Annotated in this window: 7 protein-coding genes and 1 pseudogene; 3 read left to right on the top strand and 5 right to left on the bottom strand. The window is 74.2% G+C overall.

Translation table 11 applies throughout. The features are described 5' to 3' along the window. The first annotated feature begins 202 nt into the window (after nt 1–202). Both P3T41_RS15835 and P3T41_RS15830 read left to right on the top strand, forming a co-directional pair. A complete protein-coding gene (locus tag P3T41_RS15835) occupies nt 203–1,855 on the top strand; it encodes a DUF4157 domain-containing protein (RefSeq protein WP_280690486.1) in 1,653 nt (550 codons plus the stop codon). Nucleotides 1,856–1,990: 135 nt separating this feature from the next. Further along, a pseudogene (locus P3T41_RS15830) lies at nt 1,991–2,501 on the top strand (transposase); the annotation flags it as partial. A 35-nt stretch (nt 2,502–2,536) separates the two neighbouring features. Here the strand turns inward: P3T41_RS15830 and P3T41_RS15825 are convergent. The 4 genes from P3T41_RS15825 to P3T41_RS15810 all read right to left on the bottom strand — a co-directional run bounded on the left by P3T41_RS15825 (nt 2,537) and on the right by P3T41_RS15810 (nt 7,964). Beyond that, on the bottom strand, nt 2,537–4,654 hold the full coding sequence (locus P3T41_RS15825) for an ATP-binding protein (protein WP_280690485.1): 2,118 nt from the start codon (nt 4,652–4,654) through the stop codon (nt 2,537–2,539). 14 nt (nt 4,655–4,668) lie between these two features. Beyond that, nucleotides 4,669–5,397: a DUF4255 domain-containing protein gene (locus tag P3T41_RS15820; RefSeq protein ID WP_280690484.1), complete on the bottom strand. Its 729-nt coding sequence runs from the start codon at nt 5,395–5,397 to the stop codon at nt 4,669–4,671. A gap of 165 nt (nt 5,398–5,562) precedes the next feature. Next, on the bottom strand, nt 5,563–6,192 hold the full coding sequence (locus P3T41_RS15815) for a response regulator transcription factor (protein ID WP_280690483.1): 630 nt from the start codon (nt 6,190–6,192) through the stop codon (nt 5,563–5,565). A 143-nt stretch (nt 6,193–6,335) separates the two neighbouring features. Further along, complete coding sequence (locus P3T41_RS15810) at nt 6,336–7,964, bottom strand: XRE family transcriptional regulator (RefSeq protein ID WP_280690482.1); 1,629 nt, start codon at nt 7,962–7,964, stop codon at nt 6,336–6,338. 201 nt (nt 7,965–8,165) lie between these two features. On the opposite strand from P3T41_RS15810, the gene P3T41_RS15805 reads away from it, so the two are divergent. Continuing rightward, a complete protein-coding gene (locus tag P3T41_RS15805; protein ID WP_280690481.1) occupies nt 8,166–10,670 on the top strand; it encodes a helix-turn-helix domain-containing protein in 2,505 nt (834 codons plus the stop codon). Nucleotides 10,671–10,716: 46 nt separating this feature from the next. On the opposite strand, the gene P3T41_RS15800 is transcribed toward P3T41_RS15805, so the two are convergent. Further along, complete coding sequence (locus P3T41_RS15800; RefSeq protein WP_280690480.1) at nt 10,717–12,015, bottom strand: zinc ribbon domain-containing protein; 1,299 nt, start codon at nt 12,013–12,015, stop codon at nt 10,717–10,719. Nucleotides 12,016–12,082: the final 67 nt, after the last annotated feature.

Genomic DNA, 12,082 nt, shown 5'->3' with positions numbered 1-12,082 from the left:
ATCCACTCAGAGCCTCGCCCAGCGCCCCCATCCCCTGAAACGCCCGCGGGGCAGGGGGTGGGGCACCACCTGCTGCCCGATCAGGCACGCGCCCATCCGGGCAGTCGTCGCTGCCCCCGTGCCTGCCCGTCCCGGCATTTACCACCCGAGCCGTCCACGCCAAGGCTTGACTCGACGTCCACCCACACCCAGGAGCCCGTCCATGCGCGCCCACGACGAACACCCGGACCGCGCCGACCCGCGCACCCGGCGCACGACCCCACGCTCCAGCGAGACCCCTGCGGCCGCCGAACTCCTCGCCCTCCAACGGGCCGCCGGCAACGCCGCCGTCACCGCCGCGCTCGGCCAGGAGCAACACGCCCACAGCGACGGCTGCGGCCACCCTGCCGCTGTGCAGCGATCGGCCCTGCACGACGTCCTGGGCTCTAGCGGCCGCTCCTTGGCGGAGCCCGTGCGCACGAACATGGAGGACCGGATGGGGGTGGCGCAGGGCGCCTTCCAGCGCGTCCGGATCCACGACAGCCCCAGCGACATCAAGGCCGCCAACAGTGAGGGCGCCCTCGCCCTCACCTCCGGCTCCCACGTGGTCGGCGATGTCTCCAACCCGGTGACCCTCGTCCACGAACTCACGCACGTGATCCAGCAGAGCCAGGGCCCGGTCGCAGGGACCGACAACGGCCGGGGGCTTTCCGTCAGCGACCCCAGCGACCGTTTCGAACGCGAAGCAGAGGCCAATGCGACGCGGGTGATGCGGAGCAGCACGTCGCTTCCGCAGCAGAATGCGGCACCCACCGAAATGGGCGGCGGCCCGGTTGAGGGCGCGATCCAGCGGCGGGTGAGCCTCAAGGATGCGCAGGATCCGCAGAAAACTCGGGATTTGAGCAACGAGCCGAGCGTTCGGGCATTCTTCAAACAGTACGATATCTCGGTATTCGAATCCGTCAAAACCCTTATGCGCGCGCCCCTCGGTGTCGCGGCGGCGGTGGCGGTGGAGATCAAAGCCAAGAGTGTGATCCAAGACTTCACAGCCGATGAAAAGACTCGTGTCTACGAGGACAGCAAGGCTGGCGCGCAGGAGCTGGCCGACGCCATCGGCAAGCAAGTCGTCAGTTCCCTCGCGGCGCCACACGCGCAGTCCGCCCGCCCCCTTCCAAGCGAGATGGTGCGGCAGATGAGCCAGCGGCAACCGAGTAGCAGCAATCTCGAACCGTCCCTGGGCGGCCCGGGGCACGGGGCCGCCGACCTGCTGTCGCAGTTGGCCCGGCAGAAGATGGTCGAACACACGCCGGAGAACCCGCTCTTGACTGGGCTGGGGGAGGGAGTGAAGTCGGCTGTCACTGGTCGTGCCGCCGGGCTCACCGGGTCTATGCCGAGTTCAGAGAGCATGTGGGAAGGGATTCGTTGGGCTGCCTGGGTCGCGCTTGAGGGTGAAGATAAGGTGCTCCAGGCAGTGAACCAGTCCGCACAGCACGTGAGTCCGGAGGAGGGCCGGAGGCTTCGGGAGCAATTCGATGACACACTGGCGGCGAAGAAGCAGGAATTTGAGGGGAGCATCCTCGGCTCCGTGGCGGCGGGTGGGGCGATCGGCAAGGCTGTGGATTTCCTCCCGGTAATCCCGCCTCCCGCCAAGGTGGCGGTCAAGGCTGTCTCGACGGGCGCCGGACTTCTGGGGACGGCCAAGAAAATCGGCGACGGCGCGGACGCCGTCAAGAAGATCGAAGAGGTCAGCCCCCAGGCCTACGGGAAACTCCGGAAGACTCGTGACGAGGCTCTGGACCAGGCCATCAAGGAGCTCTCGGAGAGGAGCAGGGAGAGTACGATGGAGCAGATGAGGGACTTCGGCAACTTCGGGTGATCCCCTGATCCCCTGTGCCCATGGCAGGCCCCGTCCCCGCGATCGAGCGGGGGCGGGGCCTGCTTCGTCGTGTGCGGAGGCGAGCTGAGATCCGTGCTGGTACTGCAACGGTGCTTGCCGTGACTGGTGGTCGGCTTGGTCGTTGATGCAGTTTCGGGTGGGGACCTTGCTGATGTCAGGTTGTGGGCGGGTGAGATCGAGGCGGTGCATGAGCGGTTTGTGCACCGGTTTAGCCGGGAGGAGCCGTGTCAGTCGGCGCTGGCCTATATGCGGGGGCTGGTTGCTCCACTGGAGCGGAAGAACGGCTGGACGCTGGCGGAGGAGACCGGGCATGCCGGTCCCGATCGCATCCACCGGCCGCTGAACCGGATCAGGTGGTACGCCGACGAGGTTCTGGAGAGCGTGCGTGACTTCGTCATCGAGCACCTGGGTGACCGGGATGCCGTCCTGATCGTCGATGACACCGGCTTCCTGAAGAAGGGGGGTCCGTTCGGCCGAGGTCCAGCGGCAGAACTCCGGCACCGTGGGACGCACCGAGAACTCCCAGATCGGGGTGTTCCTCACCTACGCGACAGGCCGCGGACGCACGCTGATCGACCGCCGTCTGTATCTGCCCACGTCGTGGGCGGACGACGGTGAGCGGTGCTTCCAAAGCGCGAAGCCGGGCTACCGGTCGTTGCCTCACCAGGTCGGGGCATCCCCCCACGCCCCGAACTCGCTCGGCAGCACCAGTCGCCCCAGCTTCCGGTACTCCCGCTGCACCGCCGCCACCAGATCGCCCATCCCCACCGGCCGCTCGCCCGCCGCCGCGAGGTACGCGGCGGTGACCACGCACGCTCGGATCGAGCCGCCCGCCAACTCGAAGCGGGCGCAGAAGTCCAGGTCGAGGTCGTCGGCGCGGGGGACGGCGGGGCCGAGGCAGCGGTCCCAGAGGGCGCGGCGGCCGACCGGGTCGGGGACGGGGAAGTCGACGATGACGTCGAGGCGGCGGGTGAAGGCCTCGTCCAGGTTGGCGCGCAGGTTGGTGGTGAGGATGGCGATGCCGTCGAAGGACTCCATGCGCTGGAGCAGGTAGGCGCTCTCCATGTTGGCGTAGCGGTCGTGGGCGTCCTTGACCTCGGAGCGCTTGCCGAAGATGGCGTCGGCCTCGTCGAAGAGCAGGATGCCGTTGATACCGGCGGCCTCGGTGAAGATGCGTTCCAGGTTCTTCTCGGTCTCGCCGACGTACTTGTCGACCACGGTGGAGAGGTCGACCACGTAGAGGTCCAGGCCGAGGTCGGCGGCGACCACCTCCGCGGACATCGTCTTGCCGGTCCCCGAGTCGCCCGCGAACAGTGCCATCACGCCCCGGCCACGGCCGCCGCCCGGGCGCATCCGCCAGGCGCCGAGCACCTGGTCGCGGTGCCGGGCACGCAGCGCGAGGTCGCCCAACTGCTCGGCGGTGGCGGGCGGCAGCACCAGGTCGTCCCAGCCGACGGCGGGCTCGACCCGGCGGGCGAGGCGCTCCAGGCCGGCGGCGTTCTGGGCGCGCACGCCGGTGCGCAGGTGGCGTGCGTCGATCGGGACGCCGCCGTCGAGCAGGGCCTGCCGGCCCGCGGCCTGGGCGGCGCGGCGCAGCTGGTCGGGGCTCAGCAGGTAGGGGGCGAGCAGCCCGGCGGGGTCGGTCGACGGGTCGACGGCGGCGCCGGCCAGCGCGTCCCGCCAGAGCACGGCCCGCTCCTCGACGGCGAGTTGAGGGGCCGTCAGCAGCAACGGGCTGTCCTCGGCCCAGAGCGGGTCCCAGGCGGTGTGGCCGGTCAGCAGCACCGGTACCGGGAGCTGGGCCAACCGCCGCAGCAGCCGGGCCCGTTCGGGGCGGCCAGCCGGCTCCAGGGCGTCGACCGGGCCGGCCACCAGGCCGCCGCCGCGCAGCCGTGCCTCGCGGGCCGCGCTCGGCAGCAGCAACTCGGGGTGCGGTTCGGCGGCCAGCGCGGCGAGGTCCAGGCAGACGGCGGGGCGGCCCGCCAGGCGCAGTGCGGTGGCGGCCACGGCGGCGGCCGAACCGCCGCCCTGCTCGCGCAGGTAGACCAGCCGGACGCCGCAGGCCAGCGCCTCGGCGAGGGCAGCGGCGGCGGGGGAGGAGGGGAGCTTGGCCGCGGTGGTCAGCAGGCCGCGCAGCTCGGGGTCGGGATGGTGCTCGCCGAGCAGGTGCGCGACCACCCGGTCGGGGACTCGCAGCGGGCGGCTGAGGAAGGGGCGGTCGGGCTCCTCGACCAGCAGCAGGCCGCCCGCCACCAGGGGAGCGGCGGGCGACAGCCGGGAGCGGACGGACTCCTGCAGCGGGCTCGCGCCGAGCAGTTCGAGGGCCAGGCCGGTGCTGGCTCGACGGCGCGACACGTCGTCGTTGAGGTAGCCGTAGAGCTGCTCGAAGCGGGCGTCGGCGTCCGGGAGCAGGGCGATCAGCAGCAGCTCGGTGTCCAGCGGGCCGAGGCCGAAGTCGGCGGCCAGCGCGCGCAGCGGGAGCACGGCGCCGGCGGCCTCGGCCTGGTCGGCCCACTCCTCGACGGCCGCGCGGTCGCCGGCCTCGCCGGACGCGCCGGCCTCGTCGGACGCGAGGTCCGGGTCGAGGGCCGGCGGATCCTCGGAGGCGGCCCGGTCGAGCAGCCGCTGCGCCGACTCCGCGGAGAGGTAGAGGCCGCGGAAGGCGTCGTCCGGCTTGGGGTCGGTGGCCTGCCGCGCCGCGACGGCCGCGCGGACCCGGTGCTCGACCAGGGCCAGGCGCTGGAGCAGGTACTGCGTTCCGGGCGAAGTCCCGGGCACTGTCGCCGTCGTCCTCACGCGTCGTGCCCCGCTCCGCCGATTCGCCCCGGCCGGGCCGTGCGGGCGGCCGCCCCGCGGGCCCGGCGGGCGCCGAGCGGCGTTGCGGCCGGCAGCGCCGAGCGGTCCGGCTCGTCCTCGAAGCGCAGCCGCCTGACCTCCAGTTGCTCGTCCGTGGCGACGTCGGCGACGCTCAGCAGCAGCGCGTCGGTGACCTGCGGCGCGGCCTGGTGGCGGGCGGCGGCCAGCGGTGCGCTGACCACCAGGTCCAGCGAGGGCTTGAGTTCACCGCCGAGCGCCGACCAGATCTCGGCCAGCGCGCGCTTCTCGGCCGGCGGCACGGCCACCGTGTACGGCAGCGGCAGGCCGAACTCGGCGATGCTGCCCGCGAGTCGCTCCGGCACCAGGGCCGACTGGCGCAGCAGGCCGGCCAGCAGCGCGGAGAGCAGCCGGTGCTCGTCCTGCGGACGGGCGGTCCAGGCCGTCACCAGGTAGGAGAGCGCGTACCAGCGCGGCGGTTCGTGCTCGGCCACGACCTCGCCCGCCGGGCCGTACTCGCGCACGCCGCCCACCTGGCGCATGCCGAGGTCCTCGCGCAGGTCGTAGAGGAAGACGTTGATGGTCGGCCCGGTGCGACGGGCCGACCAGTCCTTGGTCGGGGCGTCGAACGCCACCTCGATCTCCCCGCCGCCGAGGACGTCGTCGCGGAGCAGTGTGTGCAGGGCCTCGTCGACCTCGTGGATCATCGGTTTCCGTCTACCCCTCGTCTGCTCCGGCCGGCCCGGCGGATCCGACCGACCTGGCCGCACCTTTGAGCCTGCCCGTCCCCGGCCGGGACCGGAGCGGGCGCTGGTGCGGGCTCGCGGGCAGGGGGCGGTGCCCGTTCGGGCAGGGAGCGCGCCGAGCTGGCGTCAGATCAGGCCCTGGCGCATGGCGTAGGCGACGGCGTGCGAGCGGTTGCGCAGCTGGAGGCGGCTGGTGACGTCGTGCAGCACGTTCTTGACCGTGCGCTCGGAGTAGGCGAGGTGCTTGGCGATCTCGCGGGTGTCGTGGCCCTCGGAGACCAGTCGCAGCACCTCGATCTCGCGCTGGTGCAGGCCGGAGAAGGAGAGCCCGCGCGGGTCCAGGATCTGCCGCTGCAGCCGGCCCATCTGCTGGAGCAGCCGGCCCAGCAGGTCGGGCGGGATGGCCCCTTCACCGCGCACTGCCGCCGCGAGGGTGCGGACCAACTGGTCGGCGGTCGCCTCGGCGCGGCGGACCAGCCCGACCACCCCGCACTCCACGGCTGTGGCCATCGCCGCGTCGTCCATCGTCGACACCACCAGGACCAGCGCCGAGGGCACGGTGCGCCGCAGGCTGCGCAGCTGGGTGGCGACCTGCTGGTCCACGCTTTCCGCGACCACCAGCACCGCGTCCGCGTGCTCGGTGTCGGCAGCCTCCAGCAGCCGCAGTTCGGGCCGGATCCGCAGCTGGGCGGCGACTCCCGACTGCGAGATGGGGTCGTCGGCCTGGACGCGGACGGCGATGCGCTGCACGGACATGGATCAGTCTCCGGTGGGGCGTAGGTGCGGTGGCGGGACAAGGCAGGGGGAACTGTCGGGTTGCCCTTGCGGACCGCCCCTTCGGTCCCGGGCGGTTGCCCGGAAGTCTGGCGGGCGGCTCCTACCAGGCACTTACCAGGTACCTACCAGGAAGCTGCCAGGGACTTGCCGGGGACCTCCCGAGCCGGATCGGTTGCCCGAAGCGCTGCCCCGGTGTCTCTGCCGGTGCCCGTGACGGCCCTGGCGGCGGCTCCCGCGCCGGTGGTGGCCACGGCACCCGCAGGGCCCGCGAGTTCGGTGGCGAAGCACTTGACCAGCGGGTCGATCCGGTAGGCCCACGGGTGCTCGGGAGCGAGGGCGCCGCGCGATCCGAGGGGCCCGAGCGTCCCGAGGGCGCCGCGGGTGTCCAGCGTCTCCAGCGGGCCGGGTGCGTCCAGCGGGCCGGGTGCGTCCATCGGTCCGAGCGCGTCCAGTGGTCCAGGCAGCCCGCCCGCGTCGTGCTCGTCGACCGGTTCGAGCAGGTGGCGGTCCGCCAGCGCCGCCAGCGCCGCCCTGACCTCGTCCTCCGGCAAGCCGGAGCGGGCGACCAGGACGCGCCCGTGGATCCGCTCGCCCGGCAGGGTGCCGATCAGTCGGAAGAGTGCGGCGGCGAAGGCCCCGGAGCGCTCCTGCTCGGCGGGCAGCGCCAGGTAGCTCTCCCGCAGGGCCCGACGGACCGACAGGTCGCCGGCCGTCAGCTCGTCCAGCAGCCGCCTCGGGTCGGCGAGCCGGCCGGCCAGGGCCGCGATGCCCCAGGCCGGCCGGGCCGCCAGCCGGGCCCCGACCACGCGCAGCGCCAGCGGCAGCCCCTGGCAGGCCGTCAGGACGGCCGCCGCCGCCGCCGGCTCGGCCGCCGTCCGGGCGGGACCCACCAGCCTGGCGAGGAACGCGCCCGCCTCGGCCCGCGGCAGCGGGCCCAGCCGGACGAGGGTGGCACCCGGCAGTCCGCGCAGCCGGACCCGGCTGGTGACCAGCACCGCGCAGGTCGCGGAGGCGGGCAGCACCGCCGCCACCTGGGCGGTGTCCGCGGCGTCGTCCAGGACGAGTAGGAAGCGACGGCCGGCCACCAGCGCCCGGTAGCGCTCCCAGCGGTCCGCCGCCCCGGCGGGGACCTGCGTCGCGGGGACGCCGAGGGTGCGCAGCAGGGTGCCGAGCAGCTGGCCGGTGGTGGCCGGGACCGGGGCGCTGCCCCGCAGGTCGAGGTGGAGCTGCCCGTCCGGGAAGTGCTCACGTGCCCGGTGGGCCGCGCGGACGGCGGTCGCGGTCTTGCCCACGCCGGCCGGGCCGGTGAGCACCGCGACCCGCGGGCGGGCCTCGGGGCGGACCGGGCCGGCTGCCCCCGTGGCGGCCGGCCCGTGCGGCCCGAGGCCCGCGCACAGCTCGGCCACCGCCTCCGCCCGCCCGGTGAAGTCGGACAACTCGGGCGGCAGCTGGGCGGGCCGGACGCCCGGCACCGGCTCACCGGCGCGCGGCATCCGTTCGGCGATCGCGGCGCGCAGGAATTCGCTGCGCGGCTCGCCGGTCAGCTGCAGCGTGTCGGCCAGAGCCGCCACCGAACGCCGCTGGGGCACCTTCGCGCGGGCCCGCTCCAGGTTGCCGACCGTCCGCGAGCTCAGCTCCGCCGCGGCCGCGAGCGACTCCTGCGTCAGCCCCGCCGCCTTGCGATGCCGCCGGAGCAGTTCCCCGAACCGCACTGTTCCGCGCCGATCCGCCATCCCGTGCCGCGTCTCCATCCTGTCTCCTGCCGTTCCCGTCCTGTTCATCGGTCCGCACCCGCGCGGCCGTTCCAGGGTCCCCCTCTCCTCGAGACGCGCTGACGGGCCCCCAGGTTCATAGGCGAACTGATGATCTTGTATTTTTCTGTCACTGGCTCTTCACGTTCGGTGCGTCGGGTGCTTGCGTCCGGGTCAGCAGAACAGGGGGGCCGATCCACCATGGTCGTACACAATTCGAACCAGCAGACGCCGACGGTCGGCTTCGGCCGCCTGCTGATCGCCCACCGCCAGTCGGCGGGGCTCACCCAGAGTGAGCTGGCCGCCGCCTCGGCGCTGAGCGTGCGGGCGATCAGCGAACTGGAGACCGGGCGCAGCCGGGCCCCGCAGGACCGGTCGGCCCGGGCGCTGGCCGAAGCGCTCGGGCTCACGCCGCAGGACCGGGCGGCCTTCCTGGCCGCCGCCGCCAGCGGCCGCACGCGTACCGCACAGCGGAAGAACGCCGCGGCCGCCCACCCCGGGAGCGGGTCCGCCAGCGGGGCCGGCCCGGGATCCGCGGCTGGCGTCCCAGCCCATGCCGGGCCGGGGGCGGCGGCAGCCGCGGGATCGGCCCAGCCGACTGGCGCACCGTCACCGACACCGACACCGACACCGGCACCGGCAGCGTGGCCGCTGACCGCGCTGTCGTCCCGTCCGCCGGCCGCGCCCACCGACTTCACCGGCCGGCGCGCCGAGCTCGACCGCCTGCGCGCGGTGGCCGAGGCCGGCGCCTTCACGGCTGGCCGCGGCTCCACCCTGGTCATCGCCTCCGGGCAGCCCGGCCTCGGCAAGACCTCGCTCGCGCTGCGGCTGGCCGAGGAGCTGGGCCGGCGCTTCCCGGACGGCGCGCTCTACCTGGACCTACGGGGCGTGGACGTCCGCCCGCTGACCACCGACGAGGCGCTGGCCCGGCTGCTGGGCTCGCTCGGCGTGCCGCACGACCGGCTGCCGCTGGAGACGGCCGAGCGGACCCGGCTCTACCGGTCGCTGCTCTCCGAGCGGCGGGTGCTGGTGCTGCTCGACAACGCCCTCGACGAGAGGCAGGTCCGCCCGCTGCTGCCCGGCGGCCCGCACTGCCTCACCCTGGTCACCAGCCGCCGCGCGCTGGCCGGCCTGGAAGGCGCCGAGCGGCTGCTGCTGGAGGTGCTGCCGGCGGCGGACGCCATCGCGCTGCTCGAACGGATCGGCGGTCCGCGGCCCCGGCGCCAACTCGCCGAACTGGCCTCGCTCTGCGGCTACCTGCCGCTCGCCCTGCGGATCGTGGGCCGCCGGCTGGCCGTCGCCGAGGACGGCAGCGCCGAGCTCCTCGCGGAGCAACTACGCGACGAGGAGCGGCGGCTGGACGGCATGGCCGCGGGCGAGTTGCAGGTGCGGGCGGCGTTCCAGCACTCCTACCGGCAACTGGCCGCCGACCGGCAGACGTTCTTCCGGCGGCTGGCCCTGGTGCCGGGCGCCGACTTCGGGCCGCAGACGGTGGCGGCGCTGTGCGACCTGTCGGCCCCCGCCGCCGAGGAGCTGCTGGAGGGCCTGGTCGAGGTCGGCCTGCTGGAACCCGCGCACGCCGCCTTCCGCTACCGCTTCCACGACCTGGTCAGGCTCTTCGCGGGCGAGGCGCTGGCCCGCGACGAGCCGGCCGCCGAGCGCGAGCGGGCGCGGGTCCGGCTGATGAGCGCGCTGCTGGGGACGGCGATCGAGGCCGGGCACGCCTTCGACCCCGCCGCGCAGCGGCCGGCTTCCGGGCAGGGGTGGAGCGGCGCCGCCGACTGGCTCGACGGCGAGTTCGCCCACTGGACCGAGGCGGTCCGGTGGGCGGCGGAGCAGGGCGAGCACCGCCTGGTGCTGGACACGGCCGTGGCCATGCACTGGTACTCGGACGTCCGCCTGCACCAGGCGTACTGGTGTGAGCTGTTCGGGTTCTCCGCCGCGGCGGCCGCCGCGCTGGACGATCTGCCGGCCGCCGCCGTCCACCTCAACTACCTCAGCTGGGCGCTCAGCTGCAGCACCGGCCAGCACGCCGAGGCGGTCGAGGTCGCCGAGCGGGCCGCGGCGGCGGCGCGGGCCGCCGGGGATGTCCTGCAGCAGGCGTGGGCGGCGATGTACCGGGCCGCGGCGCTGCGCCGGCTCCGGTCGCTGCCCGAGTCCGCGGCGGAGTCCGCGCGGGCGGCCGCCCTGATGATCGAGGCGGACTTCCCCCTCGGCCGCTGGGTCGCCGAGCGGAACCGGGCGACGGCGCTGCGCATGATGGGCCGCGCCGAGGAGGCCGCCGCCGTCCATGAGCGGGTGGTGCTCACCTACGACACCCCGAACGGCGCGGCGGCCGACGCGCCTTCCCAGCACGGTCTGGCCCTCGCCCTGCGCGAGTTGGCCGAGGACCACGCCGAGCTGGGCGACTGGGCGAGGGCCCTGGCGGCCTACCGGCGCGCCATCGGGCTGTACCGGACGATCGGTTTCAGCTACGCCATCGCACAGCTCCAGGTCGCGGCGGGCCGGGCGCTGCACGAGCTGCGATCCGCCGAGGCCGCCCGCGAGCTGGACGCGGCCCTGGACTTCTACACCGGGCAGCGCGACCTGGCCGCACCCGCCCGGACGCTGGCCGGGCTCGCCGAAGCGATCCGCAGCGGCGAGGCACCCGAACGGCTCGACCAGTACTGGGAACGGGCCGTGCGGGAGTGCTCCACGCTGGCCTGAGCACCCGGTTCGCGGTGCGTACTCGGCGTGCGGACCGGGGCGGTGCTCACTTCGTCGTGCCGAAGAACTCGACTTCGCCGATCGCGACCTGCTTGTCCGCGGCCGCCCCGTAGGCGCTGAGGATCACCAGCCGGGCGCTGACCACCTGGTGGAGGCGGAGGCTGAAGGTCTGCGGACCGTCGGGGGAGAGCTCGATGTGCGTGGTGGTCTTCTGGCCGCCGTTGTCGGTGGTCACCAGGTCGACCTGGTGCGGTCGGGCCTGTGCGTCCAGCTCCTCGGGGGAGGTCCCGGTGCCGGGGGTGATGATCACGTCCAGCAGGCGGACCGGTGCGGTGAACTTGGCCTCCAGCCAGGTGTCCACCGGCTGTCCGGCATAGCCGTTGCCCCACCAGGTGTTGGACTGGCGGTCGATGGTCAGCTCGGGGCCGTGGCCCGGGTAGGAGTGCGAGGCCGTCATCGAGTCCACCTGGATCGGGGCCGGGTCAGCGAAGTGGTCGCTGACCGCCTGCACGCCCGGTCCGGTCCAGATCACCGCCGTGCAGACCAGGGCGATCACCAGCACGCCCGTGACGATCCAGCGCACCAGCTGCCACGGGCCCCGGCTCAGTCGCGGCCGCTGCCCGGCCCAGGGTGCCTCGCGGCCGCGGAAGTCGAGCACTCGGCGCCACCAGGGGCGGTGGGCCTGGATGGGCTCGGCCGTCGAGAAGCGGGTGGCGCAGCGGCGGCAGAAGTGCCGCTCGCGCGGGTTCACGGTGGAGCACCACGGGCAGGCGATCCCGTCCAGGACCTGCTCCTCGACCACCCCCCTGACCCGCGGGCCGTTCTCCTGCGGCCGCCCCGGCAGCACCGGCGCCACTGCGGGGCCGACCCCGGCGGGATCGGGCACGGGCACCAGGAGGGCCTGCGCCCGCTCCGTCGCGAGCACGTCGGCCAGGCTCACCGGCGGCATCTCGGTGGTGTCGGCCTCCACCTGACGCGCGGGAACCTCGCGGGCGGGGACCTCGCGCACGGGGACCTCACGCACGGGAGCGGGGTCCGGTGCGCCGGCGGCGGGCTCGGCCGCGGCTGCCGCCGGCGCTCCCGTCGTCGCCTTCGCGGCACCGGGCTCCTCGCCCGCCCGGCCGCTGCCGGCCGCCACCTGGCCGGCTGTCGCTTTGTCGGCTTTTGCCTTGTCGGCTGTCGCTTTGTCGGCTTTCGCGGTGTCGGCCGGCCCGGTGTCGGACTCGGCGGACCAGCTCAGGAAGGCACCGCAGGCGTCGCAGAACGAGCGCTCCGGCTGGAGGGCCGCACCGCACTCGGGGCACTCCCCGCGGTCGGCACGGGACCGAGTCTCACTGACGCTCACCGGCAGGGTCCTCTCCGGCGCGGGACTCTCGGACCGCGCGGGGCATCGGGCGTACAGAGCTGAAGGG

The organism is Kitasatospora sp. GAS204B (assembly GCF_029892155.1).
Classification (GTDB): domain Bacteria; phylum Actinomycetota; class Actinomycetes; order Streptomycetales; family Streptomycetaceae; genus Kitasatospora.
Note: the sequence above shows the minus strand (reverse complement) of the source record. Positions and strands in the feature narration are given on the sequence as shown.